Origin of the sequence: Arthrobacter sp. USHLN218 (genome assembly GCF_037144715.1) — a bacterium.
In the GTDB taxonomy this organism is placed as follows: domain Bacteria; phylum Actinomycetota; class Actinomycetes; order Actinomycetales; family Micrococcaceae; genus Crystallibacter.
Genome location: NZ_JBBCYT010000004.1, coordinates 35,031 through 60,366, shown reverse-complemented (window position 1 = coordinate 60,366; position 25,336 = coordinate 35,031). Strand labels below are relative to the sequence as shown.

The 25,336-nt window shown below is 69.5% G+C and carries 25 protein-coding genes; 12 read left to right on the top strand and 13 right to left on the bottom strand.

Translation table 11 applies throughout. The annotated features are described in order from the left end of the window. Positions 1 to 175: 175 nt before the first annotated feature. Positions 176 to 1,237, top strand: coding sequence for an LLM class flavin-dependent oxidoreductase (locus WFH44_RS10090; RefSeq protein WP_336713734.1), 1,062 nt, complete (start codon positions 176 to 178; stop codon positions 1,235 to 1,237). Positions 1,238 to 1,263: 26 nt separating this feature from the next. Here WFH44_RS10090 and WFH44_RS10085 read toward each other — a convergent pair whose 3' ends face one another. Then, on the bottom strand, positions 1,264 to 1,647 hold the full coding sequence (locus WFH44_RS10085; RefSeq protein ID WP_336713733.1) for an RNA-binding S4 domain-containing protein: 384 nt from the start codon (positions 1,645 to 1,647) through the stop codon (positions 1,264 to 1,266). After that, positions 1,644 to 2,231 carry a TetR/AcrR family transcriptional regulator gene (locus WFH44_RS10080; protein WP_336713732.1) on the bottom strand — a complete coding sequence of 196 codons (588 nt, stop codon included), beginning with the start codon at positions 2,229 to 2,231 and terminating at the stop codon, positions 1,644 to 1,646. Before WFH44_RS10080 ends, WFH44_RS10085 begins: the two co-directional genes overlap by 4 nt. A 56-nt stretch (positions 2,232 to 2,287) precedes the next feature. Here WFH44_RS10080 and WFH44_RS10075 point away from each other — a divergent pair, with 56 nt between their 5' ends. The 3 genes from WFH44_RS10075 to WFH44_RS10065 are packed head-to-tail and all read left to right on the top strand — an operon-like array spanning position 2,288 to position 5,676. Next, positions 2,288 to 3,484 (top strand): MFS transporter, encoded by a 1,197-nt coding sequence (locus WFH44_RS10075; protein WP_336713731.1) that lies wholly within the window; start codon positions 2,288 to 2,290, stop codon positions 3,482 to 3,484. A gap of 28 nt (positions 3,485 to 3,512) precedes the next feature. After that, on the top strand, positions 3,513 to 4,226 hold the full coding sequence (locus WFH44_RS10070; protein ID WP_336713730.1) for a PIG-L deacetylase family protein: 714 nt from the start codon (positions 3,513 to 3,515) through the stop codon (positions 4,224 to 4,226). A 31-nt stretch (positions 4,227 to 4,257) separates the two neighbouring features. Further along, positions 4,258 to 5,676: an MFS transporter gene (locus WFH44_RS10065; RefSeq protein WP_336713729.1), complete on the top strand. Its 1,419-nt coding sequence runs from the start codon at positions 4,258 to 4,260 to the stop codon at positions 5,674 to 5,676. A gap of 27 nt (positions 5,677 to 5,703) precedes the next feature. Here WFH44_RS10065 and WFH44_RS10060 read toward each other — a convergent pair whose 3' ends face one another. Both WFH44_RS10060 and WFH44_RS10055 read right to left on the bottom strand, forming a co-directional pair. After that, entirely contained in the window at positions 5,704 to 7,095 is a 1,392-nt protein-coding gene (locus WFH44_RS10060; protein ID WP_336713728.1) for an MFS transporter, read from the bottom strand. A gap of 76 nt (positions 7,096 to 7,171) precedes the next feature. After that, entirely contained in the window at positions 7,172 to 8,566 is a 1,395-nt protein-coding gene (locus WFH44_RS10055; RefSeq protein WP_336713727.1) for an NAD-dependent succinate-semialdehyde dehydrogenase, read from the bottom strand. Positions 8,567 to 8,744: 178 nt separating this feature from the next. On the opposite strand from WFH44_RS10055, the gene WFH44_RS10050 reads away from it, so the two are divergent. From WFH44_RS10050 to rbsD, 3 genes are all read left to right on the top strand, one after another. Further along, positions 8,745 to 9,359, top strand: coding sequence for a flavodoxin family protein (locus tag WFH44_RS10050; RefSeq protein WP_336713726.1), 615 nt, complete (start codon positions 8,745 to 8,747; stop codon positions 9,357 to 9,359). Positions 9,360 to 9,555: 196 nt separating this feature from the next. After that, the gene (locus tag WFH44_RS10045) at positions 9,556 to 9,930 is read left to right on the top strand and encodes a cupin domain-containing protein (protein WP_336713725.1); all 375 of its coding nucleotides are present in this window, start codon (positions 9,556 to 9,558) and stop codon (positions 9,928 to 9,930) included. Between the two features lie 58 nt (positions 9,931 to 9,988). Beyond that, a complete protein-coding gene (gene rbsD / locus WFH44_RS10040; RefSeq protein WP_336713724.1) occupies positions 9,989 to 10,369 on the top strand; it encodes a D-ribose pyranase in 381 nt (126 codons plus the stop codon). A gap of 79 nt (positions 10,370 to 10,448) precedes the next feature. Here rbsD and WFH44_RS10035 read toward each other — a convergent pair whose 3' ends face one another. Further along, positions 10,449 to 11,234, bottom strand: coding sequence for a VOC family protein (locus tag WFH44_RS10035; protein ID WP_336713723.1), 786 nt, complete (start codon positions 11,232 to 11,234; stop codon positions 10,449 to 10,451). 265 nt (positions 11,235 to 11,499) lie between these two features. Here WFH44_RS10035 and WFH44_RS10030 point away from each other — a divergent pair, with 265 nt between their 5' ends. Next, positions 11,500 to 12,780, top strand: a complete 1,281-nt coding sequence (locus WFH44_RS10030) for a Glu/Leu/Phe/Val family dehydrogenase (protein ID WP_336713722.1) — start codon at positions 11,500 to 11,502, stop codon at positions 12,778 to 12,780. 93 nt (positions 12,781 to 12,873) lie between these two features. Here WFH44_RS10030 and WFH44_RS10025 read toward each other — a convergent pair whose 3' ends face one another. From WFH44_RS10025 to WFH44_RS10015, 3 genes are read right to left on the bottom strand one after another with little or no spacing between them, the layout of a single operon-like run. Continuing rightward, positions 12,874 to 14,064: an acetyl-CoA acetyltransferase gene (locus WFH44_RS10025; protein WP_336713721.1), complete on the bottom strand. Its 1,191-nt coding sequence runs from the start codon at positions 14,062 to 14,064 to the stop codon at positions 12,874 to 12,876. After that, positions 14,061 to 14,753: a CoA transferase subunit B gene (locus WFH44_RS10020; RefSeq protein ID WP_336713720.1), complete on the bottom strand. Its 693-nt coding sequence runs from the start codon at positions 14,751 to 14,753 to the stop codon at positions 14,061 to 14,063. The genes WFH44_RS10025 and WFH44_RS10020 overlap by 4 nt, the downstream gene beginning before the upstream one ends. 24 nt (positions 14,754 to 14,777) lie before the next feature. Beyond that, entirely contained in the window at positions 14,778 to 15,497 is a 720-nt protein-coding gene (locus WFH44_RS10015; RefSeq protein WP_336713719.1) for a CoA transferase subunit A, read from the bottom strand. Positions 15,498 to 15,678: 181 nt separating this feature from the next. On the opposite strand from WFH44_RS10015, the gene WFH44_RS10010 reads away from it, so the two are divergent. Further along, positions 15,679 to 16,464, top strand: coding sequence for an IclR family transcriptional regulator (locus WFH44_RS10010; RefSeq protein WP_336713718.1), 786 nt, complete (start codon positions 15,679 to 15,681; stop codon positions 16,462 to 16,464). Between the two features lie 10 nt (positions 16,465 to 16,474). Next, positions 16,475 to 17,521 carry a Gfo/Idh/MocA family protein gene (locus tag WFH44_RS10005; protein ID WP_336713717.1) on the top strand — a complete coding sequence of 349 codons (1,047 nt, stop codon included), beginning with the start codon at positions 16,475 to 16,477 and terminating at the stop codon, positions 17,519 to 17,521. A gap of 21 nt (positions 17,522 to 17,542) precedes the next feature. Here the strand turns inward: WFH44_RS10005 and WFH44_RS10000 are convergent, their stop codons facing one another. The 5 genes from WFH44_RS10000 to WFH44_RS09980 form a co-directional block, all read right to left on the bottom strand. Continuing rightward, positions 17,543 to 18,490 (bottom strand): AEC family transporter, encoded by a 948-nt coding sequence (locus WFH44_RS10000; protein ID WP_336713716.1) that lies wholly within the window; start codon positions 18,488 to 18,490, stop codon positions 17,543 to 17,545. Positions 18,491 to 18,609: 119 nt separating this feature from the next. Continuing rightward, positions 18,610 to 19,938, bottom strand: a complete 1,329-nt coding sequence (locus WFH44_RS09995; RefSeq protein WP_336713715.1) for an enolase C-terminal domain-like protein — start codon at positions 19,936 to 19,938, stop codon at positions 18,610 to 18,612. Between the two features lie 3 nt (positions 19,939 to 19,941). Continuing rightward, positions 19,942 to 21,543, bottom strand: a complete 1,602-nt coding sequence (locus WFH44_RS09990) for an aldehyde dehydrogenase (NADP(+)) (protein ID WP_336713714.1) — start codon at positions 21,541 to 21,543, stop codon at positions 19,942 to 19,944. A 100-nt stretch (positions 21,544 to 21,643) separates the two neighbouring features. Beyond that, positions 21,644 to 22,594 carry a 5-dehydro-4-deoxyglucarate dehydratase gene (gene kdgD, locus WFH44_RS09985; RefSeq protein WP_336713713.1) on the bottom strand — a complete coding sequence of 317 codons (951 nt, stop codon included), beginning with the start codon at positions 22,592 to 22,594 and terminating at the stop codon, positions 21,644 to 21,646. A gap of 136 nt (positions 22,595 to 22,730) precedes the next feature. Continuing rightward, on the bottom strand, positions 22,731 to 23,615 hold the full coding sequence (locus WFH44_RS09980; protein ID WP_264797133.1) for a LysR family transcriptional regulator: 885 nt from the start codon (positions 23,613 to 23,615) through the stop codon (positions 22,731 to 22,733). Positions 23,616 to 23,759: 144 nt separating this feature from the next. On the opposite strand from WFH44_RS09980, the gene WFH44_RS09975 reads away from it, so the two are divergent. Together WFH44_RS09975 and WFH44_RS09970 are read left to right on the top strand one after the other, a co-directional pair. Then, positions 23,760 to 24,758 (top strand): Bug family tripartite tricarboxylate transporter substrate binding protein, encoded by a 999-nt coding sequence (locus WFH44_RS09975; protein ID WP_336713712.1) that lies wholly within the window; start codon positions 23,760 to 23,762, stop codon positions 24,756 to 24,758. Between the two features lie 31 nt (positions 24,759 to 24,789). Beyond that, on the top strand, positions 24,790 to 25,326 hold the full coding sequence (locus WFH44_RS09970; RefSeq protein WP_336713711.1) for a tripartite tricarboxylate transporter TctB family protein: 537 nt from the start codon (positions 24,790 to 24,792) through the stop codon (positions 25,324 to 25,326). Positions 25,327 to 25,336: the final 10 nt, after the last annotated feature.

Here is a 25,336-nt window from a genome sequence, read left to right as displayed (position 1 = left end):
AGTAAGCAGAGGCCGGCGAGCGGTGCAGCCAAGCGCGCAGCTCCGCTGCCGGCGCGCTGCCGGCCTGCTGTGCCGCGATCCCGGCCGTCGACGACGACCATGAGGGTGGGGATCGACTGGACTGCGCCCTGACAGCGGGCGGAATGGACGACGGCGGTGCGGCGTTGAGCCGGACATGGAGCGTATTGGTTTTCTGTCCTTTGGCCACTGGGGTCCGGGCCGCGGGTCCCGCACCCGCTCGGCGCGCGAGGCGCTGCTGCAGGGGATCGAGCTGGCGGTGGCCGCCGAGGAGCTCGGCATCGACGGCGCGTTCTTCCGGGTGCACCACTTCGCCCGGCAGCAGGCGGCCCCGTTCCCGCTGCTCGCGGCAATCGCGGCGCGCACGTCCCGGATCGAGATCGGAACCGGCGTGATCGACATGCGCTACGAAAATCCGCTCTACATGGCCGAGGAAGCGGCCGCCACGGACCTGATCAGCGGCGGCCGGCTCCAGCTCGGCATCAGCAGGGGATCCCCCGAGCCGGCGAGGGACGGCGCCGCCGCGTTCGGCTACGTGCCGGCCGAGGGCGAGACGCCGGCGGACATGGCGCGGCGCCACACTGAGGTGTTCCGGCACGCGATCGCCGGCGGGGGAGTGGCGGAGGCCGACCCGCAGTACACCGGCGGTGCCGGGCTGCTGCCAATCCAGCCGACGTCCTACGACCTGCCGCAGCGGATCTGGTGGGGCGCCGGGACCCGGAAGACCGCCGTCTGGGCCGCCGAACAGGGCATGAACCTGATGAGTTCCACGCTGCTGACCGAGGACACCGGCCTGCCCTTCGACGAACTGCAGGCCGAGCAGATCCGGATGTTCCGGGAGGCCTGGAAGGCCGCCGGGCACAAGTTCCAGCCAAGGGTTTCGGTCAGCCGCAGCGTGATGCCGATCGTCGACGACGAGGACCGGATGTACTTCGGCGGCCGCGCCGGAGAGGGCGGCGACCAGGTCGGCATGATTGACGGCCTGCTCTCGCGCTTCGGCCGCACCTACACCGGGGAGCCGGATGTCCTGGCCCGCGAACTGGCGGCGGACGCCGCGGTGCGGGAAGCCGACACGCTCATGCTCACGGTCCCGAACCAGCTCGGTGTCGCCTACAACGCCAAGCTGCTGGAGAACATCGCGCGCTACATTGCGCCGGACCTCGGATGGCGGAGCAAGGCGACGACGACGGCGGACGGCGGGGCCCGGGTGCGCGGCTGATCCGGAGCCGGACCGGTGGCGGTTGGCTACTGCTGGCCGCGCAGCCGCTCCATCTCCCGGCGGTCCTTCTTGGTGGGCCGGCCGGCGCCGCGGTCCCGCTGCGGCAGCCCGAGCGCCGGCATCGGCGGGCGCTCCGGCGTGTGGTCGGTGAAGCAGTGCGAGGCGGCCTCGGCACCGACACGCTTGGCGATCAGCCGGCGCACCTCGAGGATACGTTCATAGCCCGGCTGGCGGACCCGGATCGTATCTCCGATGACCACCGTCTGCGAGGCCTTGGCCGGGTTGCCGTTCAGCCGCACGTGGCCGGCCCGGCAGGCGGCCGTGGCCGCCGAGCGCGTCTTGTAGGCGCGGATGGCCCAGAGCCAGGCATCGATCCGGACGGAGGAGGGGGCGGTCGGCAGCGCGGTCATGATGGTTGCAAAGTGTAGCCGATGACCGACCGGGCGGCACGGCGGGCAAGTGCCACCGGGTCGGAGGGGGCGCCGCGCAGGAGGCTGCTGAGCACCCCGTTGTAGAGCAGCAGCAGCGTGGAAGCAACGGCGTCCGGGTCCTGGCATTGTGCCTCGCGGGCAAGTTCCCCGAGCCGGTCGGTAACCAGAAGGGTGTCCTGCTCGAGGAGCTCGAACACCGGGTCCGGCTGTCCGTCCTCGGGTGAGGGCCGCTCGGAGGCGGTGGCCAGGAAGCAGCACCATTGGACCGGCCCCGCCGCCGCGCGGAACGATTCGATGGCGTCGAAGACCGCCAGCAGGCGGTCCTGCGGAGAACCGGCGGCCGCAACGGCCGCATTCCAGTGCCCGCACCAGGAATCCAGCCGGCGGGCGAGGACCTCGCGCAGCAGGTTGTCCTTGGAGCCGAATTGCTTGTACAGCGTCACGATCGCAACTCCGGCCTCCGCGGCCACCCGATCCACTCCCGTGGCGGTGATGCCCTGCTGGAAAAAGAGGCTCTCGGCAGCGTCGAGGATGCGCTCCCGGGTGTCCTGACGTCTGGCCATGCTTGTAGTATAACGGTCGTTACAGTGAAACGCTCGTTATGCACAGGAGGTGCTCGATGACTGGAGCGGACACGGTCCTTGGCCGGAAGGCGGGGGTGGGTACGGCAGTAGCCGGGATGATGCTGATTGCGGCCACCTACGGAATGGCCCGTTTCGGTGTCGGCCTGTTCGCTCCCTACCTCTCGGCCGCGCGCCCGGAGCTGGTCGACGTCCTGGGCTGGGCCGCGGCCGCGCAGTTCATCTCCTACTCGCTGGCTGCCATGGCTGCCGCCCGGCTGGTCGGCAGCCGGCCCCGCACCGGACTGGTGCTGGCCGGCGCCACCGCGACGCTGGGATGCCTGGGCGTGGCGGTCGCCTCCGATCCGGCCGTCTTCGTGGTCGCGGTCCTCGTCGGCGGGATGGGCGGAGGCTTCGCCTCTCCGGCGCTGGTCCCGGTCATCGACGCGGCCGTCGCGCCTGACGCCAGGGCCACGGCGCAGTCCGTGGCCAACGCGGGGACGGCCGTCGGCGTCATCGGGGCCGGCCTCGTCATGTTTGCCGCCACCTCGATCGCCCCCGCCTGGATCTTCATGGCGTTGGTGTGTGCGGCGGCCACGGTGGCGACGTGGTACCCGGTGCGGGCACGCACCTGCCTGGCGGCTTCCCCGAGCGCTGTCCCGCGGCCGCCGGTGTTGGGTTCCGGGACTTGGCGGGCGCTGCGCCGGCCTGGTGCCGCGGCGGTGGTCGCCGGCGCCGGGTCCTCGCTGACGTGGACGTTCGGGCCGCTGCTGATGGCCAGGGCGGGTTCGGTGGCCCCCGGACAGGTCGGGTGGCTGTGGATCGCCCTCGGCCTCGGCGGCTTCCTCGGCGCCCTCGCCGGCATTCTGGTCGAGCGCGCGGGACGGCGCGGCGCCTGGTGCCTCTGCGCGGCTGTCCTCGCGCTGGCCAGCGGCGGAGTGGGGCTGTCCGCGGCCACCGGCAGCCCCTGGCCGGCCTACGCCGGAATGGCGGCCTTCGGCGCCGGCTACATGGGGTTGTCCGCGGTGCTCATCCTCTGGGCACGCCACCTCCTGCCGGACAACGCCGGAGCGGGTGCCTCCGTCCTGTTTATCGCCCTGGCCGTTGGGCAGGCACTGGGATCCGCCGGCTTCGGCACGGTGCAGGAGCTCGTGAGTCCGGTGCTCCTGGCGACCCTGGCCGCGGGCCTGTGCGCGGCCGGCGGCCTGATGGCGCTGCCGGGAAAGCCCCTGCCGCCCGCCGGACAAGCGGGCTAAGCTGGGCGGCAGAGGGAAGGAACTGCTGATGGAAACGTCGTCGTTAATGCCCTCCGAGTGGCAGCGGGCCCTGCTCATCATGGCCCATCCCGACGATCCGGAATACGGAGCCGCCGCTGCGGTCGCGCAGTGGATCGCGGAGGGCAAGGAAGTTTGCTACGTGCTGGCCACGCGCGGGGAAGCGGGCATCGCCGGGCTCGATCCGGTGGAGGCCGCGGCCGTGCGGGAGGCCGAACAGCGGCGCGCCTGCGAGCGGGTCGGAGTGGACACGCTGGAGTTCCTCGATTTCGCCGACGGCCGGCTGGAGCACTCGCTCGTGCTGCGCCGCGAACTCGCCAGCGCCATCCGGCGGCACCGCCCCGACGGGATCATCACGCTGAACTTCGAGGAAACCTGGGGCCCGGGAATGTGGAACTCGGCGGACCACCGGCACCTAGGTGCGGCGGTCATGGACGCCGTGGCGGACGCGGCGAACGAATGGATCTTTCCGGAGCTCTACGGCGGCCCGGTGCCGCACCCCGGGGTGCAGTGGGTGGCCGTCTGCTCGCCGTGGCCGACGCACTGGCTGGCTGTGGACGCCGAAAGCGTGGAGCGGGCGGTCGAGTCGCTGTCCGAGCACCGCATGTACCTGGAGGCGCTCAGCGATGAACCGGTGGAGGAGCAGGCCCGCCGGCAGATCGAGATGGTTACGGCCGACGGGGAAACGGCACGCCGGGTGGGGTTCCAGCTGTTCCGGTTCTGAGCTGGCGCCTTCGCTTAGCTAGTGTTGGCGGGTGAGCTACTTCATACCCCGCAAGCCGTGGCGCGGCCGGATCGGCGCGCTCCTCGGCATCCTCATCATGGCGCTCAGCCTGCGTGCGGCCGTGTCCGTGGTGCCGCCGCTGCTGGGAACCGTGGGTCCCGAACTGGGCTTCGACGCCGCGACCACCGGCGCGCTGGCGATGCTGCCGCCGCTGGTCTTCGCCGCGGCCGGTCTGGCCACCCCGGTGCTGATCCGCTGGCAGGGCGCCGAGCGCGTGCTCACCGCGGCGGTGCTGCTGGCGGTCGCCGGGCAGCTGGGCCGGGCCGCTGTCGACTCGGTCTGGCCCTTCCTCGGGCTGTCGGCCGTGGTGATGGCCGGCTACGGGATGGGCAACGTGGTGCTCCCGCCGCTGGTGAAGAAGTATTTCCCGGACCGGATGGGCGTGGTCACGGCCGGCTACGTGACCCTCCTCGCCGTGGGTACCGCGGCGAGCCCGCAGCTTGCAGTGCCGGTGGCGGAGCTGGCGGACTGGCGGGTCTCGATAGCGCTCTGGGCCTCGGTCAGCGCACTGGTGCTGGTGCCCTGGGCGGTGCAGCTGCTGCGGGACCGGAAGGCCCGTGACGCCAACGACGACGGCGGCGCGGCCTCCGCCGGGGCTGTTGCCGCGGGTGCCGGCCCGGCTGGGTCCGCCCGCGGGGAAGGAGGCACTGCCCGCGCAGCGCAGGCTCCGGTGCCGTACCTGCAGCACCTGAACCCGTGGCGCTCGCGGGTCGCCTGGGGGCTGGCCATCTTCCTCGCCGGCAACTCGGCGCAGACCTACGTCTACTTCACCTGGCTGCCGCCGTACCTGACCGGCCAGGGCGTGGATCCGGCGGCCGCGGGTTCCGCGCTGGCGTATTTCGCCATCCTCGGCCTGCCCGTCAGCCTGCTGGTCCCGCTGCTGGTGCCGAAAATGCGCAACCCGATCATCGCCGTCGTTATTTTTGCCGCGTGCTGGGCCTGCGGGCACCTGGGCCTGTACCTGTCGCCGACGGCCGGCACCTGGTGGTGGATCACGCTGGCCGGGCTGGGCCAGGGCACCTTCGCGATGGCGCTGCTCATGATGAACCTGCGCTCGCGGACCCAGCACGGGGCCGCCGTCCTCGCGGGCTTCAGCCAGGGCATCGGCTATGCCGGGGCCGGGATCGCGCCGCTGCTGTTCGGCGTGGTCCAGGAGGCCACCGGCGGCTGGACGGCGTCCTTCGCGATGCTGGGGGCCTGCCTGCTCGTGCTGCTGGTGGGTGCCGTCATGATCAACCCGCGGCGTTGCATCGAGGACGGCGTCGAGGATAGCGTCGAGGGCGGTATCGGCGACGACGGCGCGGCCGCACGATCCCGGCCCGGGGAAACGGAGCTGCCGGCGCGGGCGGAAGGCCGGCCCTCGGCGTCGTCCGGGGAAAGGCGAGGCTAACGCCCTCCCCGCCCGCCGGGTCCGCCGCTAGGATGCCCGTCCGGCGGCGGCCTCGGCATACGTAGCCGAGACCCGGCGGTACACCGGGGTCAGGAAGGCCAGCAGCGCAGCCGCGATCATCATGATGCCGGCGGCCAGGAACACCAGGGCGATGCCGCGCGAGGTGCCCTCGCCCAGCAGCGGAGCCAGCCCCGCGGCGCCCTCCGCCGACCGGGCGTACGGGATAATCCAGACCTGGGCGAGGGGCGCGACGAGGAATGCGGTGATCGGGGCCGCCGCCGACTCGAACGCCATGGCGAATCCGAAGACCCGGCCTTGCCGCTCCAGGGGCACCACCCGCTGGATCACCGTCTGTTCGGCGGCCTCGACAAACGGCACCAGGACCATGTAGAGCCAGATGCCGGCGATGTAGAGCCAGGCCCACTCCCGGAGGGTGAAGACCGCGCCGACGACACCCATAACGATCACCGCGAGGAGCATGCTGCGCAGCGGGTTGCGGCCCAGTCCGAATTTGCCGATCAGGGCGCCGCCGACGATGAAACCGGTGGCGCCGAGCGCGAAGTAGGTTCCCCACAGCTCCACGGGAAACAGTTCCAGGCCGTAGGGATCCATCAGCGCCATGTAGACGCCGCCGACGAAGTTGTTGAACGTGGAGAACAGGATCAGCGCGAACAGTCCGGCAACGGCAAAGACGGCGGCAAGGGAACCGCGCAGGTCGAATCCGCCGTGCGCGTCCGAGGCGGCCGGCCGCGCTTCCTCGGGCAGGCGCAGCGTGAGCAGGTGCACGAAGGCCAGCGCGGTGAGCGCCACCCCGACGGCGATGGTCCAGCCCATGCCCAGCAGCCCGACGGACAGCCCGGAGAGCACGGAGGTGACAATGAACATCAGCCCCTGCACCATGCCTACCAGCCCGTTGGCGTTGGCCCGCCGGTCCGGTTCGATGAGGATGGTGACCGTGGTGGAGAGGGCGATGTTGCGCAAGTTTTCGACGACAGCGCCGACCAGGATGACCAGGGCGAAGACCCAGAACCAAGGCTGCGCCAGGTCCAGCAGCCGGGCAGCGGGTATCAACAGGAACAGGATCCCGGATAGCGCGAACATGGCCAGCGTGAAGCCCCCGGCGAAGCGCATCACGGCCAGCTTGCGGTAGCGGTCCACGAAGGTGCCGAAGCTGATGCTGGAGAGGGCCATCAGCAGCATGTACACCCCGCCCACCACGCCGGTGGCGATCACATTGCGCGTCTGCAGGTACACCCAGAACGTCAGGGCGAACCACAGGTAGCTGGTCGTGATGTTGGCGACGGCGGTGTTCACGAGGATCTCCGCGAACGTGTGGGCCCGCTGTGCCTGACTGCGCGGGGAAGTGTCGGTGGCTTGAGCGGCGGTAGTCCCGGAGGGAGCCGGTTCCTGCTCGGGCATGCGCCCAGTGTACTGAAAATCCGCGAGGGCGGCAGGCCCCGATGGAGGCCTGCCGCCCTCGCGGAGTCTGCCGCTGCTAGTCGCCGATGTAGAAGAGGCGCTTGTTGACGAACTCGTCCATGCCGAGCGGGCCGAGTTCGCGGCCGAAGCCGGAGCGCTTGACGCCGCCGAAGGGGATGTCCGCGCCTTCGCCGACACCGTTGACGTTGGCCATCCCGACCTCGAGCTGGTGGGCGATCCTGCGGGCGCGTTCCTCGTCCGTGGAGAAGACCGCGCCGCCGAGGCCGTACTGGGTGTCGTTCGCCAGCTTGAGGGCCTCCTCGTCGGAAGAGACCTTGTAGACCACGGCGACCGGGCCGAAGAGCTCTTCGGTGTAGGCGCGCATCTCCGGGGTGACGCCGGTGAGGACGGCGGGGGCGATGTAGGCCGCCGGGCCGTCCTGCAGCTGGCCGCCGGCGTGCAGGGTCGCGCCCTTGTTGACCGCGTCCTTGAGCTGTTCGGCGAGGGCCTCGGCTGCGGCGCGGGAGGACAGCGGGGCGAAGGTGCCCTCGGCTTCCTCGGCCGGGTTGCCGGGCTTGAGGTCCTTGGCCTGCTTGGCCAGTTCGGCGACGAAGCCGTCGTAGATGTCGTCCATGACGATCATGCGCTTGTTGGAGTTGCAGGCCTGGCCGGTGTTCTCCATCCGGAACTCCCAGGCCGCTGCCGCCGCGGCCGGGACGTCCTCGGCGTCCAGCACCACGTAGGGGTCGGAACCGCCGAGCTCGAGCACGGCCTTCTTCAGGTTCTTGCCGGCCAGTTCGCCGATGATCGCGCCGGCCCGCTCGGAGCCTGTCAGCGAGACACCCTGGATGCGCGGGTCAGCGATGATGTCCGCGATCTGCTCGTGTGTGGCGAACACATTGATGTACGCGCCGGCCGGGACGCCGGCGTCGTCCATGATCTGCTGGATCGCCAGCGCCGACCGCGGGCAGGACTCGGCGTGCTTGAGGATGATGGTGTTGCCCAGCACCAGGTTGGGCGCGGCGAACCGGGCGACCTGGTAGTACGGGTAGTTCCACGGCATGATGCCCAGCAGCGGGCCGACCGGCAGCCGCTGGATCAGGGCGCGGCCGCCTCCGATCGCCTTGATCTCCTGGTCCGCGGCCAGGGCCGGGCCCTCGGTCGCGAAGTAGTTGAAGATGTCAGTGCAGAACTCGGCCTCGCCCTTGGACTGGGAGAGCGGCTTGCCCATTTCCTCGGTGATGATGGCGGCGAGCTCATCGGCCCGCTCGGTGAACAGGTCGGCGACCTTGGCCACCATCTTGGCGCGTTCGGCGATGGGCACTTCCTTCCAGGACTGGAAGGCCTCCTGGGACCTGGCCAGGGCGTCCTGGATCTCGGCATCGGTAGCGGTGGGGAACTTCTCCACCACCTCGCCGGTGGCCGGATTGAGCACGCGGTAACCGGGCTGGGTGGTCGACGTGGCAGTCACGGGAACTGTCTCCTTTTGTTGATGGCAGCCGGGCACAGGCTATCCCGGCGTCTCCCAATAATCATGTACCGTCCGGCCGGTCCTGTGAAGTCCGTTACGTTCCGCTCTGAGGGAACGGACGACGGCGGCTTCCGGACTTGGGGTACTCCGGCCCGGCGTCCGCGGCCACAATGGGCTTATGGATGCCGCACAGCTGAAAGCCCTCGCCCTCGTCTGCACGCTGACTCCGTCACCCAAGCCGTCGAGCAGCGAGCTGCTCGCCCGCCAGGTCATCCAGCAGCTGTCCACGCACGCTGTGGAGTGCGACCTCATCCGCGTGGTGGACCACGACGTCAAGCCCGGCGTCCAGACCGACATGGGTGAGGGAGACGAGTGGCCCGGCATTCGGGAGCGCCTGCTGGCGGCGGACATCCTGGTGCTCGCCACGCCCATCTGGCTCGGGCACCCGGCCAGCGTGGCGCAGCGCGTGCTGGAGCGGCTGGACGCCGAACTGTCCGAGACGGATGACAAAGGCCGCCTGAGCATGTTCGACAAGGTGGCCGTGGTCGCCGTCGTTGGAAACGAAGACGGGGCGCATCACGTCAAGGCCGAGCTTTACCAGGCCCTCTGCGACGTCGGCTTCAGCATTCCGGCGCAGGGCGCGACCTACTGGGTGGGTGAGGCCATGCAGGGGACGGACTATCAGGACCTGCCGGAGACTCCCGATGCCATCGCGGGCGCAACGGCCATGGCGGCGCGCAACGCGGCCCACCTCGCCCGGGCTCTGAGATCGTCGCCGTATCCGGCCGGCTGACGGGGCTCTGACCCCCCAAGCTGGTGCTCGACAAAGCCGGAGGAGCGGAGGAACCTTTGTGCTGTGCTCTGTCGAGCCGCCGATTATCCGTTCCGCGGCCTGGGGAAGCAGCGGATCCACGCTCCCGATAAGGTCCGGGCCGCGCCCTCGGGAACCGTTTCCACTGCGGCCGACACCACGCCAAGGGGCAATCGACATGCCTGCCAATACAGTTTCCAGCCTGGAATCCCGGTCCTTCGATGAGCCGGACGAGAAGCGCCGTCCGGACAAGACCGAAGTGGATGTGCTGAGCGTCAGCGGCTACACACTGGGCCGTTTCCGCTTCCAGCCCGGCTGGCGGTGGTCCGACTGCATCAAGCCCGTGGTCAAGACGGACTCCTGCCAGAACAACCACGTCGGCCTCTGCACCTCCGGCACACTCATCGTGGAGCTGTCGGACGGAACCCGCGCCACGATCAAGGCCGGCCACTCCTACTCCATCCCGCCCGGCCACGACGCCTGGGTCGAAGGGGACGAGCCGTTCGTGGGCTACGAGTTCCTCAGCGCGGCGGAGTACGCCAAGGAGGCCTAATCCGGCCGCACCGGCCGCCGGGTTGGGGCTGGCGGAGGCGGCGGGGAAAGGCGCGTGCGTGAAGAAGAACGGCATCCTGAACCCGGCATTGAACGCCGGGCTGTCCCGTTTGGGCGAGGGGCACCTGGTAGTCATCGCCGACTGCGGCTTGCCGCTGCCCGCCAATGGTCCGGTGGTGGACCTGAGCCTGGTCCGGGGTGTGCCGCGGTTGCAGGAGGTGCTGGACGCCGTAGTGGCCGAGCTGGAGATCGAAGCGAGCTTCGCGGCGGCCGAAGCCGGCCCCGAGGTAAGGGCGTGGTTCGAAGGCAGCGGTTTGGATCCGGTCAGCATCGAACACGAGGAGCTCACGGCGATGCTGCCCCAGGCGGCGCTGATCATCCGGACCGGGGAAGCCACGCCGTTCGCCAACATCGTGCTGCGCTGCGGCCTTCCGTCCTGACCCGCGGCGCACCGACCCGCACCGGCCGGTGCCGGGCGGTGCGGGTCGGGACGGCGGCCGGCGGGAAGCCCCGGCGCGGTCAGGCGCCGGGCTGTACCTCGTTGATGCGGAACACGGCTCCGGTGGGATCGGCGAGCGTCGCCATCCTGCCGAACTGGGTGTCTTCCGCCGGCTGCAGCAGCCGTCCGCCCAGGCCCACGGCCGTTTCGATGGCGGCATCGACATTCTCGACGCCGAAGTAGACCTGCCAATTGGAGGGCACGCCCTCGGGCAGGAAGGCGGCGGCGTCCATAATGCCGGCCCGCGCGCCGTCGCCCGCGCCCGCGCCCAGGGTGGTGTAGCGGAATTCTTCGGTGTCGCTCATGACGTCGGTCTGCCAGCCGAAGACGTCCTGGTAGAACTTCACGGCTGCCGGGTAGTCGCGGGTCTGCAGCTCATGCCACACCGGCGCCCCGGCTTCATCATGGGCCTCGAACCCGGTCATTCCGCCGAACTGCCAGGCGCCGACGGCCGCTCCGCCGGCGTCCCCGAACATGGCCATGTGCCCCTGCTCCGGAACCTCCATCGGCGGCAGGTAGACCTGTCCGCCTGAAGAGGCCGCGGCTTCGGCTGCGGCATTGATGTCCTCCACCCGCAGGTAGGTGCTCCAGGCGTCGGGGTAGCCGGACTGCCCGTCGTTCTTCATCATGCCCGCTACCGGCCTGCCGTCCTTGAGGGCCATGATGTAGCCGCCGTATTTTTCTTCGTCACCGGTTTCGTAGGTCCAGCCCATCAGCTGCTGGTAGAAGTCCTTGGACTGTTCCGGATTAGCGGTCATGAGGTCGATCCAGCAGGGTGCGCCGTTGTCGATCTTGGGCGTGGGCATGCGGTACTCCTGTCATTGTCACAAATTGGGAGGTACGGACAGCAGCGACTCTAGCGGCCGCCACTGACACCGGCAATGGTCCGGGCGTCCCGCCGGCAGTACTGCCGCCCGCCCCAAGGGACGGGGACCGCAAGGACGGATGGCGCCGTCGTTCTTCTGCACAGTAGAGACGCCCTCCGTGTGTGCGCTGCCACACTGACAGGCCGAGGTCCGGCCCATAGCGTCGAGGGGTACCTATCCTGTTTGACCCCAAGGACGCATGTCAATGACGACAGAACTCTTAGCCACACCCAGCGCGAGTACGGCGACCGGCCCGTTGGCCAACGCGCAGGCCCAGCTTGCCGCCGCCGTGGAGACGCTCGATTACGGAGCCGGGCTGCATCGGCTGCTCGCCAGCCCGCGGCGGGAAATGACCGTCTCGATTCCGCTGCACCGGGACAACGGGGCGGTCGAAGTGCTGACCGGCTACCGCGTGCAGCACAACTTCTCCCGCGGCCCGGCCAAAGGCGGACTGCGCTACAGCCCGGCGGTGGACCTGGACGAAGTGCGGGCGCTGGCGATGTGGATGACCTGGAAGTGCGCCCTGCTGGATGTGCCCTATGGCGGGGCCAAGGGCGGCATCACGATCGACCCGCGCAACTACTCGGTCCGCGAACTCGAGCGCGTCACGCGGCGCTACACCTCCGAGATCCTGCCGATCATCGGCCCCGAGAAGGACATTCCGGCTCCGGACATCGGAACCGATGAGCGGACCATGGCCTGGATGATGGATACCTACTCGGTCAACGTCGGCTACACCGTGCCCGGCGTGGTGACCGGCAAGCCGGTAAGTGTGGGCGGATCGCTGGGCCGACCGAGCGCCACCTCGCGCGGCGTGGTCCAGATTGCGCTCGCCGCCCTGTCCCACTCGGGACTGGAACCGGGCCGCAGCACCGCGGCCGTGCAAGGCTTCGGCAAGGTCGGAGCCGGCGCGGCCGCCTTCCTGGCCGAAGCGGGCGTCAAGGTGCAGGCCATTAGCGACCAGTACGGGGCCGTGTACGCCGCGGGGGGAATCGACGTTCCAGCGCTCGCGGAGCACGTCGAGCTGACAGGCAGCGTGGTCGGTTTCGCCGGGGCTGAACCGATGGATGCTGCCGCCCTGCTGGAACTGGACGTGGACCTGCTCGTCCCGGCAGCCGTCGAAGGCGTCCTGCACGCAGGCAATGCCGGGCGGGTGCGGGCCAGGGTCGTGGTGGAGGGCGCCAACGGACCGACCACGGGCGAGGCCGATTCCATCCTGCAGGCCAACGGCGTCCTGGTGGTGCCCGACATCCTGGCCAATGCAGGCGGCGTCATCGTCTCCTACTTCGAGTGGGTGCAGGGCAACCAGGCCTACTGGTGGACCGCCGACGAGGTGGAGGACCGGCTGGCCCGACGGATGCTGGCCGCCTGGGAGAACGTGCTCGCCGTCTCCAAGGCACGCCGCATCACGCTGCGCGAGGCCGCAACCGTGACGGCGGTGGAGCGCGTGGCCGAGGCCCACCTCACCCGCGGCCTCTACCCGTAGACGGACGCGCAGCGAGGGAAGTCGGGAAAGCGAAGGGCGCCGGTCCTTCCTGGGCGGAAGGACCGGCGCCCTAGTAGTCGGCGGCTTGGTCCGTCAGACGGCCTCGAGCACGCTGACGTAGTTGGCGATGGCGAGGCCGCCCATGTTGTGCACGGCGGCGCGGCGGGCGCCGGGCAGCTGCATGTCGCCGGCCGTGCCGGAGAGCTGCATGGCAGCGACCACGTGCTGGGAGACGCCGGTGGCGCCGACCGGATGGCCCTTGGCCTTGAGCCCGCCGGAGAGGTTGACCGGCAGCTTGCCGTCCCGGTAGACCCAGCCTTCCTCGATGGCGCGGCGGCCTTCGCCGGCCGGGGCGAGGCCCATGACTTCGTACATGATCAGCTCCGCGATGGTGAAGCAGTCGTGCACTTCGGCCAGGTCCAGATCCTGAAGCGAGACGCCGGCCATGCCGAGCGCGCGCTGCCAGGCGGCGACGCTGCCGGCGAAGGCGATCGGATCGCGCTTGGCCGCGGGCATGAAGTCGTTCGCGTGGCCGAAGCCGGCGAGCCGGACGGGAGCGGCGGCGGCGTTCGACGGTGCGGGACCGGCGGTGAGCACGACGGCGGCGGCACCGTCCGAGACGGGGGAGCAGTCCGTGCGGCGCAGCGGCTCGGCCACGATCGGGTTCTTGTCCGAGACGGTCCGGCAGAAGTCCTCGCCGAGGTCCTTGCGCAGCTGGGCATAGGGGTTGGCCACGCCGTTGCGGTGGTTCTTCGCGGCGATGGAACCGAGCACGTCGCCGACGGCCCCGTGCCGCTTCTCGTAGTGCTTGGCGGTCTCGGCGAAGAGGCCGGCGAACCCGGTGGAGGACGGCTTGCCGGCGGCCTCGTAGTCCGCGCCGAGCAACGCGGCACCGACGACGTCAGCGCCGGCGTGCGTCATCTTCTCGGCGCCGATCACCAGCACGTTCCGGGCGGTCCCGGCCAGGAGCGCCTTCGCGCCCTGCTGGAGGGCGGCCGAGCCGGAGGCACAGGCGTTCTCGACGCGCGTGGCCGGGACGTTCGCCAGCTCATCGGACACCTGCAGCGCCAGCGAGGACGCGAAGCCCAGCGGCACCATGCCGGAGTTGAACTGGCCCAGGTAGATCTCGTCGATCTGCCCCGGCTCCAGCCCGGCGTTGGCGATCGCCTCGGTGGCGACGCCGACGATCAGGGATTCGAGCGTCTGGTCGGCCAGCTTGCCGAAAGGGGAGTGGCCCCAGCCGGTGAGCAGGATGTCCTTGCCGAACTGTTCCTTCAGGCTCACTTGTTGGTTCCTTCCAGGACATTCCCGAGCTGCGCCGCCAGTTCGGGGGAGAGCTCGAACTCCGCCTCGGTCTTCTCGCGGACCTCCTGAAGCGTGACGCCGTCGGCGAGCTGCTTGAGCACCAGCCGGGGAGTCCCGCCGTCGTCGTTAATGTCAAAGTCCGCAAGGTCCGTGATGATCCGGTCCACCACCCGCACGCCGGTCAGCGGCAGCGAGCACTCGGTGACGATCTTCGGGCTGCCGTCCTTGGCGACGTGCTCGGTCAGCACCACCACGCGCGGCGTGCCCGCGACCAGGTCCATCGCGCCGCCCATGCCCTTGACCATCTTGCCGGGAATGGTCCAGTTGGCCAGGTCGCCGGCGCCGGAGACCTGCATGGCGCCGAGGATGGCCACCTTGACGTGCCCGCCGCGGATCATGCCGAAGCTGGCGGCGGAGTCGAAGATGGAGCCGCCGGGCAGCACGGTGACGGTCTGCTTGCCGGCGTTGATCAGGTCCGGGTCCTCGTCGCCCTCATACGGGAACGGGCCCATGCCGAGCAGCCCGTTTTCGCTCTGCAGCACCACGCGGGTGCCCTCCGGCAGGTTGTTGGCCACCAGGGTGGGGATGCCGATGCCGAGGTTGACGTAGTCGCCGTCGTTCAGTTCGGTCGCGGCGATGGCCGCCATCTGGTCTCGTGTCCAGGCCATGGTTTTCTCCTTGCGTTTGCAGCTTCAGGCGCCGACGACGGCGGCGGGCCGGGGGCGGGTGGTCAGCTTTTCGATGTGCTTGGTGCGGTCCGTGGCCTTGATGAGCCGCTGGACGAAGACGCCGGGGGTGACGATGTTGTTCGGATCCAGCTGGCCGGGCTCGACGATGACCTCGGCCTCGGCGACCGTGACCTTGCCGGCGGTGGCGACCACCGGGTTGAAGTTCCGCGCGGTGTAGCGGTAGATGAGGTTGCCGTCCGTGTCCGCGGTGTGGGCGTGCACGAGCGCGAGGTCGGCGACGATCCCGCGCTCCTGGACGTAGAGCTGGCCGTCGAACTCGGCGTGCGGCTTGCCTTCGGCGATCTGGGTGCCGACACCGGTCTTGGTGTAGAAGGCGGGGATGCCGGCGCCGCCCGCGCGCAGCCGCTCGGCGAGGGTGCCCTGCGGGTTGAACTCCACCTCGAGCTTGCCGGCCAGGAACTGCTCGGCGCACAGCTTGTTCTCGCCGATGTAGGAGCCCAGCACCTTGCGCACCTGGCCGCCCTCGAGCAGGACGCCCAGGCCCTTGCCGTCCACGCCCATGTTGTTGGAGATGATGGTCAGGTCCTTCACGCCGGAATCGCGCACGGCGTCGATCAGGTCCGCGGGGATGCCGCTGAGGCCGAAACCGCCGACGGCGATGCTCATGCCGTCATGCAGCAGGCCCGCCAGCGCGTCGGCCGCTCCTGGAATCAGTTTGGACATTGCTTCCTCCTCGTTGAGTCTCCGGCGCGGGCCGGGAGCTGGGCTGTCCATTTTGTGGACAGCTGGTTTCCATGGAGACTAGCGTCACAATCAGGAGAGCGTCAACCGGCCGATCGGACTACTATTCATACTGTGGACGGGTTGCCGAAGGTTGTCCACATTATGGATTGAAGGGCGGATCATGGCGGAAAAACCGGTTCAGGGTGCACAGGTCGTCTCCCGTGTCGCGCGGCTGCTGCGCATAGTCGGGCGGGCTCCGGAAACCGGCGCCGCGCTGCCGGATATTGTCGACGCGGCCGGCCTCACCCGGCCTACCGTCTATCGTCTGCTGAATTCGCTGGCCGCGGAAGGGCTGTTGGACCACAACACCGAAACCAACACCTGGCACCTGGGGCCGGAGCTGTACGTGATGGGCGCCGTGGCCGCCGGCCGGTATGCGATCGAGGACCTCGCCAGGCCCAGCCTGCAGCGGCTGGCGGACGAAACCGGGGAGAGCGCCTTCTTGTCGATCCGCCGCGGCGACGAGACGGTCTGCCTGCTCCGGGTGGAGGGCAGCTTCCCGGTGCGCTCCTTCGTGCTGCACGAGGGCGTCCGCTTCCCGCTGGGCGTGGCCTCCGCCGGGCTGGCGATCATGGCCTTCCTCCCGGAGGAAGAGGTGGATCGGTTGCTTGACGACGGCGGCGCCCGGGTGGAGCGGTTCGGTCCGGCCCATTCGGCGGAGAGCATCCGGGCCAACCTCGAGGCAACCCGGCGCGCCGGCTACACCGTGAATCCCGGGCTGATCCTCGAAGGCAGCTGGGGGATGGGCGCGGCGGTCTTCGACCGGAACGGCCAGCCTGCCTGGGCCCTCTCGCTGACCGGCATCGAGCAGCGCTTCCGTCCGGAGCGGCAGGAGATGCTCGGGAAGCTGCTGCTCGAGGAAGCGCACAAGATCACCCAGCAGCTGAAGGAGCCACAGTCCCGGTAGCATCTGAAGAATGTCAGTGGCTCCGCGTCCTCTCCGCACAGCCGTGATCGGCTATGGCCTTTCCGGCCGGGTCTTCCACGCGCCCTTCCTCGACGCCAGCAGCGCCTATTCCCTGGATGCCATCGTCACGGCCAACCCCGGCCGGGCGGAGCAGGCAGCGACCGACCATCCGCGAGCGCGGATTGTCCCGGGTTCGGCTGAGCTGTTTGCCGGCTCCGAGGGGCTGGACCTTGTGGTGGTGGCTACTCCGCCTGCCAATCACTACGTGCTCGCCGAGGCAGCGATCCGCCACGGGCTGCACGTCGTCGTGGACAAGCCCTTTGTCCCGGTCAGCACGCAAGGCGAGGAGCTTATGGCCCAGGCCCGCCAGGCCGGCGTCGTTCTTTCCGTCTTCCAGAACCGCCGGTGGGATTCGGATTTCCTGACCCTGTCCAGACTCATCAGGGACGGCGTGCTGGGCAAGGTGCACAATTTCGAGTCGCGGTTCGAACGCTGGAAGCCGGAGGGGCTGCGGGACTGGAAGGCCACGGCGGATGTAGCCGAGGGCGGCGGGATGCTCTTCGATCTCGGTTCGCACCTGATTGACCAGGCACTCACACTGTTCGGCCCGGCCATGCGGGTCTACGGGGAGACCGCCCGCCACACCCCGGGGGCCGGCACCGACGAGGATGTTTTTGTCTCGATGCTCCACGAATCGGGCGTGCGCTCGCGGCTCACCATGAACCTCATTTCCGCACTACCGGCGCCGCGTTTCCACGTGCTCGGCTCCTCTGGCGCATTCACTTCGTGGGGCCTGGACGGACAGGAGGCAGCGCTCGGTGCCGGAGTTGTGCCGGGATCGGATGGGTACGGAACAGAACCTGAAGAGCGCTGGGCCACAGTTGGAACGCCCGGGCGGACGCGGAAAGTGCCTTCCGAACGCGGGGCCTACACCGAGTTCTATCGATTGCTGGCCGACGCCATCAGCCACGGCGGGCCTGTACCAGTGGACCCGGCGGACGCCCTTGCGGCCATTCGGGTCATCGAGGAAGTCCACCGCCAGAACAAGGAAGGCTGAAGTCCCGGCCCGCTGGGCCCGTCAGCCGAGCAGCAGGGCCACGAGGAGGACGGCTGGCAGGGAGAGCAGCGAGCTGAGGAGGATGATGTCGCGCACGAGGGTGGACCGGATTCCGAACTGGCTGGAGAACAGGAACACGTTCTGGGCCGTCGGCAGGGCGGCCATGATGACGACGCCGAGCAGCTGCACCCCGTCGACCCCGAAGAGGAAGCGGGCCACGGCCCAGGCGATCAGGGGCATCAGCGCGAGTTTGATAATCGAGCCGAGGGCGACGTCGGCCCGCACGCGGCGCTCGGACAGCGGCTTCTGCCCGTAGAGGCTCATGCCGAAGAGCATCAGGAGCATCGGGATGGAGGCGTTGCCCAGCATCTCGACCGGGGTCCAGAGCACCTCGGGCAGGTGCAGCCCCGTCACCGACATGAGGGCGCCGGCGGCGGTGGCCACGGTGACCGGGTTGGCGATGGACTTGACCAGGGTGCGGCCGAGGGGCGCAGTGGCGCCGTCGTTGGCTGCCGTACGGTTGCGGGCGCTCCAGGCGAAGAGGGACAGGTACACCGGCGCGATGACCAGCAGCTGCGCCAGCAGCACGGAGACCACGGGCGCCGAGCTGCCCACCGCGTAGAGCGCGATCGGGATGCCGATGTTGCCGGCGTTTACGTAGGAAGCGGCCATGGCGCCGACGGCGGTCCGCGCCCCGGAGCGCCGCAGCACCAGCCGGGCAACCAGCGCGTAGAGGCCGCCGGCCAGCGCGGCCGTGATCAGCGCGATCGGCGTGTAGACGCCGATGACGGCGGCCAGGTCGGTCTCGGCGAGCAGGATGAACATCAGCGCGGGGTTGGTGATGTAGTAGATGGCCGGCGTCAGGCCCTTCTGCATGGCCGGAGTCTGCTGCGGGAGCAGCGCCGCCGCGCCGAAACCGACGGCGACCAGCGCCAGGACTACTCCGAAACCGAGCAGTACGCCTTCCAACAGACCTCCTCGGTCACGGAGCCGTCCGGCCGAAGGGGCCTGTCGGACAGCTGATCTTCACTGGGCTGGGCACAAATAAGCCGGAGCCCGTCTTTGCGGACGGGCTCCGGCGGTGGTGGCTAGCGGACCAGGCAGGGACGCTTGGGATCGAACTCCCAGCCCGGCACCAGGTACTGCATGGAGACGGCGTCGTCGCGGGCGCCGAGGCCGTGCTCCAGGTACAGGGCATGCGCCTCGGCCAGCCGTTCGCGGTCCAGCTCGATGCCGAGTCCGGGCGCGTCCGGCACCTTGATTTCGCCGTCGCGGATCAGCAGCGGGTCGCGGGTCAGGCCCTGCCCGTCCTGCCAGATCCAGTGCGTGTCCAGCGCGGTGATCTCGCCCGGCGCGGCGGCACCGACGTGGGTGAACATGGCCAGCGAGATATCGAAGTGGTTATTCGAATGCGAGCCCCAGGTGAGTCCGAATTCGTGGCACAGCTGCGCCACGCGGACGGACCCGGCCATGGTCCAGAAGTGCGGATCGGCCAGGGGAATATCGACGGCGTTCGAGCGCACCGCGTGCGACATTTCCCGCCAGTCGGTGGCGATCATGTTGGTCGCGGTCTGCAGCCCGGTGGCCCGGCGGAACTCGGCCATGACCTCGCGGCCGGAGAACTTGCCCTCGGCGCCGCACGGGTCCTCCGCGTAGGCGACGACGCCGCGCATCCGCTTGCCCAGCCGGATGGCGTCCTGCAGCAGCCAGCCGCCGTTCGGATCCAGGGTGATCCGGGCGTCCGGGAAGCGCTCCTTCAGCGCGGTCACGGCGTCGACCTCGAGGTCGCCGGCCTGGACGCCGCCCTTGAGCTTGAAGTCCTGGAAGCCGTAGCGGGCCTGCGCGGCCTCGGCGAGCCGGACCACGGCGGCAGGAGTCATGGCCTCCTCGCGGCGCACCCGCTCCCAGTCATCGGCGCCGTTGGGCTCGCGCAGGTAGGGCAGGTCCGTGCTGTCCGGGTTGCCGACATAGAAGAGGTAGCCGAGCATCGGCACGGCCGAGCGCTGCTGCCCGTCCCCGAGCAGCTCGGCCACCGGCACGCCGAGGAACTGCCCGTGCAGGTCCAGCAGGGCGGACTCGACGGCGGTCACCGCGTGCACGGTGGTCCGCAGGTCGAAGGTCTGCAGGCCCCGGCCGCCCGAGTCGCGGTCCGCGAAGGCCGTGGCGATGTCGCGGAGCAGGGAGCGGAAGCGGGCCACCGGCTGGCCGGTGATGATCCGGCCGGCGTCCTCGATGGTGGCCCGGATCTTCTCGCCGCCCGGCACCTCGCCCAGGCCGGTGCGGCCCTCGGAGTCGGTGATGATGACGATGTTGCGGGTGAAGAACGGCCCGTGCGCACCGGAGAGGTTGAGCAGCATCGAGTCGTGCCCGGCGACCGGGACGACCTCGACGGCGGAGATGGTTGGTTGTGTGCTCATTCTTTACTCTCCCGCGCGCTTGACGGTGCCGTCGACCCGGCGGTTGAGCTGCCACGGATTCGCGTCCTGCACCGGGGCCGGCAGCAGGCCGTCCGGAATGTTCTGGTACGCCACCGGCCGGAGGAAACGTTCGATCGCCAAGGTGCCGACCGACGTCGTACGGGAATCCGAAGTGGCCGGGAACGGGCCGCCGTGGACCATCGCGTGCCCGACCTCGACGCCGGTGGGCCAGCCGTTGGCGAGGATGCGGCCGGCCTTGCGCTCCAGGACCGGCAGCAGCGGGGCCACGGTGGCGTGGTCCTCGTCCGTCAGGTGCAGCGTGGCGGTCAGCTGGCCCTCGAGGCGGCGGGCGGCGGAGACGAGCTCCTCGGCCGAGGCGTAGCGGATGATCAGCGAGGCCGCGCCGAAGATCTCGTCGTGCAGGACCTGGTTGGACAGGAAGGTGTCCACCGTGGTGCCGAAGACGGTCGGGGCGGGGGCGTTCTCGGTCTCGCCGTCCTGCCCCTTGGCCACGAGTTCGACGCCGGCCTGGGAGCCGAGCGCGTCCACGCCGGTCTGCCAGGACTCGGCGATGCCCTTGGTGAGCATGGTCTGGCCCGGTGCCGTGGCGAGGGCGCGGTTGACGGCGGCGGCGAAGCGGTCTCCGGTCTCGCCGGCCGGAACGAAGACCAGGCCGGGGGCCGTGCAGAGCTGGCCGCTGGAGCCGGTGACAGAGGTGGTGTAGGCCTTGGCCAGCGCGTCGAGGTCGCCCTTGAGCGCGCCGTCGAAGAAGAAGACCGGGTTGATGGAGCTCATCTCGGCGTAGACCGGGATGGGTTCGGGGCGGGCCGCGGCGGTCGCCATCAGGGCGGTGCCGCCGGAGCGGGATCCGGTGAAGCCCACGGCCTTGATCGCCGGGTCGGCCACCAGGGCCTGGCCGATGCTGGTGCCGGGGCCGTAGACCAGGGAGAAGACGCCGGGGTGCAGGCCGCTGTCGCGCACGGCGTCGGTGATCGCCCGGCCGACGATCTCGCTGGTGCCCGGGTGGGCGTTGTGGGCCTTGAAGACCACCGGACAGCCGGCGGCCAGTGCGGAAGCGGTGTCGCCGCCGGCGGTGGAGAACGCGAGCGGGAAGTTGCTGGCGCCGAAGACCGCGACCGGGCCGAGGGCAACCTTGCGCTGGCGGATGTCCACGCGGGGCATCGGCTGGCGCTCGGGCCGGGCCGGGTCGATCCGCACGCCGCGGTGGTCGCCCTGACGGACGACCTGCGCGAAGAGTCGCAGCTGGCCGGTGGTGCGGCCGCGCTCGCCGGCCAGGCGGGCCTCCGGCAGGCCGGTCTCGGCCATTGCACGCTCGACCAGTTCAGCGCCGGCGGCCTCGATGTTGTCCGCGATCTTCTCGAGGAAGGCGGCGTGGGTTTCCGGATCGAGCGAGCTGAAGCTCTCGAAGGCCTCCTCAGCGGCGGCGGTGGCGGCGGCGAGCTGGTCGACGTCGATCAGCGTGTAGGCCGGTTCCAGGACCTCGTTGGTGCGCGGGTCGAAGCCGTTCATGGTGCGGCCGTTGCCGGCTACCTGCTCGCCGGCAATGATCGATTGGCCGGCCAGCGTGGTTTCTGTCGTGGGCATCGGGGGTACTCCTTCTGCGGTGGGGTGGGGTCTTGCGTCCGGTCCCGGACCGGGCGGAAAGCGGCCGCCTGGGGCAGGCGGCCGCTTTCGTCGTCGTTATTTAGGCAGGCTGTGCCATGGCGGCGTCCCGGGGGCGGATGCCCGCGGCGTCGATCAGGGCGGACAGGTCCGCGACGTCCTGCTCGGTCAGGTCCTGCAGCGGCGGGCGGACGGAGCCGGCGTCGCGGCCGATCGCCTTCAGGCCGCCCTTGACGATGGAGACGCCGTAGCCCTTGGCACGGTCGCGGATGTCCAGGTAGGGCAGCACGAAGCGGTTCAGCTTCTCGTTGACGGCTACGCGGTCCTGGTTGCGCACGTCGCGGTAGAACTCGAGCGCGAACTCCGGCACGAAGTTGTACATCGCGGAGGAGTAGGTGCTCATGCCCAGCTGCAGCAGCGGCAGGGCGAAGGTCTCGGCGGTGGGCAGGCCGCCGAGGTAGAACAGCCGGTCGCCGTTCTTCGCGTAGACCTTGGTCAGGTGCTCGATGTCGCCGAGCGCGTCCTTGAAGCCGATGAAGTTCGGGTGGCGGTCCGCCAGCTTCGCGACGGTGTCCGCCGAGTAGACGGCGTTGGCGCGGTTGTAGACGATGACGCCGATGCTGGTCGCAGAGCAGATCGCGGAGACGTGGGCCAGCAGGCCGGCCTGGTCGCACTCGGTGAGGTACGGCGGCAGCAGCAGGAGGCCTTCGGCACCGGCGGCTTCGGCGTCCTTGGCGTTCTGGATGGCGTGCGCAGTGGAGCCGCCGGCGGATGCCAGCACCGGCACGCGGCTGCCGGCCTCTTCCACGGCCATCCGGACGACGCGGGCGGACTCTTCCGGGGTCAGGCTGAAGCCCTCGCCCGTGCCGCCGGCGGCGAAGAGCCCGGCGACGTCGAAGCTGGACTGCCATGCGAGGTGCGTGCGGTAGGCGCCTTCGTCGATCTTCAGGTCGGCGTCGAACGCCGTGACCGGGAAGGAGAGCAGGCCTTCCTTGAGCTTGTCGGCGAGTTCCTGGGGCGTGTACTGGGCCACGTGCATCTTCCTTTGTGATGGTGCCGCGGACGGCGGGTCTGGGTGGTCGTTTCCTCCACCCTAGGAAGCGTTGATGATGCCTGTCCAAGCCCTATTTTGTATGGATTGATGCAGGAAAGGCATTACGACGGCGGGGTCAGGCGGTTCGCTCCCAGACAACCTCAAGCAGCTGCCGCAGCGCCGGGTTGTGTCCGGCCCTGGTCCAGATCGCGTGCAGCTCTACGGTGTCCGAGGCGACGTCGGCCAGCCGAAGGTATGCGACGCCCTCGACGCCGAGCAGCCGGGCGGACTCCGGGACGAAGGCGACCCCGCGCCCGGCGGCGACGAGCGCCACCATGGTCAGGACCTGGCTGACCTCGTGTACGACGTTGGCATGTTCGAACGGGATGTGCCGGACCACCAGGTCGTAGAAGTAGCGGGCCTTGACGGGCGAATGCATGATCAGCGGGACGTCCTTCAGGTCCGCCGCCGCCACCGGCCGGGTGAGCCGGTCCAATTCGTGGCCGGCCGGCACCGCCAGCTGCAGGTCCTCGGAGAGCAGCAGGTGGGATTTGAACCGCTCGGTATCAAAGGGCGGGCGGGCCAGTCCGAGGTCCAGGTCGCCGTCGAGCAGGGCCTGGACCTGTTCGCTGGTGACCAGTTCCTGCAGCTCCACGTCCACGTCCGGCAATTCGGTGGAGATCTGTTCCAGCAGGGGGCCCAGGAGGCTGAAGGCCGACGCCGCGGTGAAGCCGATGCGCAGCTCGCCGGCCTGGCCCGCGGCAATGCGGCGGGCCGTGACCGGGGCGCGGTCGGCGGCGATCACCAGGCGGCGCGCCTCGCCGAGGAAGGCCCGGCCGGCCGCGGTCAGGCTGACCTTGCGGTTGTCCCGCTCCAGGAGGTCGACGCCGATGCTCCGCTCCAGCTTCTGGATCTGGCGGCTGAGCGGCGGCTGGGTCATCCGCAGCCGTTCGGCCGCCCGGCCGAAGTGCAGTTCTTCGGCGACGGCGATGAAACTGCGGGCTTGGTCGAGGGTGTACATGATGCCTTCCGGGTATTACTCAATGCAGTAATGGGCTTGGACATGCATCATAGTGGTTTTCTAAGCTCAGTGACCGAAGCGCCGTGACCTCGTTCACACTGGCACCGGCGCCCTTTCGCGGTTCATCAATCAAGGAGCTTTGAAGTGAAAGCATTTCCCCTCCGCCGGGCCGTCGTCGGCCTGGCCTCTGCCTCCGCTGTCCTGGCGCTGACGGCCTGCGGCGGCAACGTGGGCTCCGGCTCGGCGTCCGAAGAGGAATTCCCGACCAAGCCGATCAACGTCACCGTTGGCGCTGCCGCCGGCGGATCGACCGACCTGATCGCCCGCGCCATCGCCGAGGGCGCCTCCGACGACCTCGGCGTGGCCATGCCGGTCGTCAACAAGCCGGGTGCCAACGGCGCGCTCGCCATCAAGGAGACCCAGGGCAAGCCGGCCGACGGCTACGAGCTGGCCACCCTGAACGCTTCACTGGTCACCATCACCCCGCTCGCCGTCAGCGAGTCCGAGGCCGTGTCGTTCGATGACGTCGACGTCATCGTCGGACTGTCCCAGGACGACTACGTGATGGTCGCCAGCCCCGAGGCCGGAGTCAAGTCCGTGGCGGACCTGACCAAGAAGGACAACCTCAGCTTCGGCACCACCGGCGTGGGCACCGGATCCCAGCTGGCCCAGGCCCTGCTGCTGAAGCAGGCCAAGATCAATGGCACCGAAGTGCCGTTCGACTCCGGGGCCCCGGCCGTCACCGCCGTCCTGGGCAACCAGGTGCAGGTGGCCACCGTCCAGCTGGGCGAGGCCAAGGCACAGATCGATGCCGGCAAGCTCGTTCCGATCGTCGTCTTCTCGACCGAGCGCAACAAGTTCCTCGAGGACGTCCCGACGGCGACCGAAGAGGGCTACGACATCCCGGTTTCCCAGTACCGCGCCATGGTTGCGCCCAAGGGCACCCCCGAGGAAGTCAAGGAACGGCTGAAGACCTCCTTCGAGAACACCTTCAAGACCGAGGCCTACCAGAAGTTCAACGAGCAGAACCTGCTGACCCCCAAGGAGATCTCCGGCGAGGAAGTCATCTCCGAATGGACCGAACTCGCGAAGAAGTACAAGGACCTGACCGCCGAGTACGACATCGACCTGAAGCAGAGCTAGTCAGCCGCGCCAGGCCCACAGGAGCACCATCATGAATGAGACAGCCAACGCGATCCCGGTTCCGGCGGAACGGGACGAGGACCTTACCCCGGAGCAGCTCGCTGCCCAATGGGAGGCCGAAGCGCCGCCATCCGCAGGACCAGCCGCCAACTTCGCCGCCTCGCTGGTGGCGACGGTGCTGGGCATCATCGGCATCGTCCTGTCCGTCCGGCTGGGACTGGGCACGCCCAGCCAGCCCCAGCCGGGACTGTGGCCGTTCATCATGAGCCTCGTTATTGCGGTGCTGGGCCTGGCGCAGCTGATCGTCGGCAGGAAAGGCGGGGAGGGCGAGAAGTTCTCCCGCCTGTCCTGGCTCGTGCTTTTCGGCGCCGCCACCCTCATCGGCCTCGTGGCGCTGATGCCCGTCATCGGCTTCGAGATCCCGTCCCTGCTGCTGAGCTTCATCTGGATGAAGTTCCTCGGCGGCGAAACGTGGCGCTCGGCCGTGCTCTACTCCGTCCTGGTTGTCGCGGCGTTCTACGGCATCTTCATCCTGGGCCTGGGGACCACCATCCCCCACCTGTTCTAACGGTCCTAGA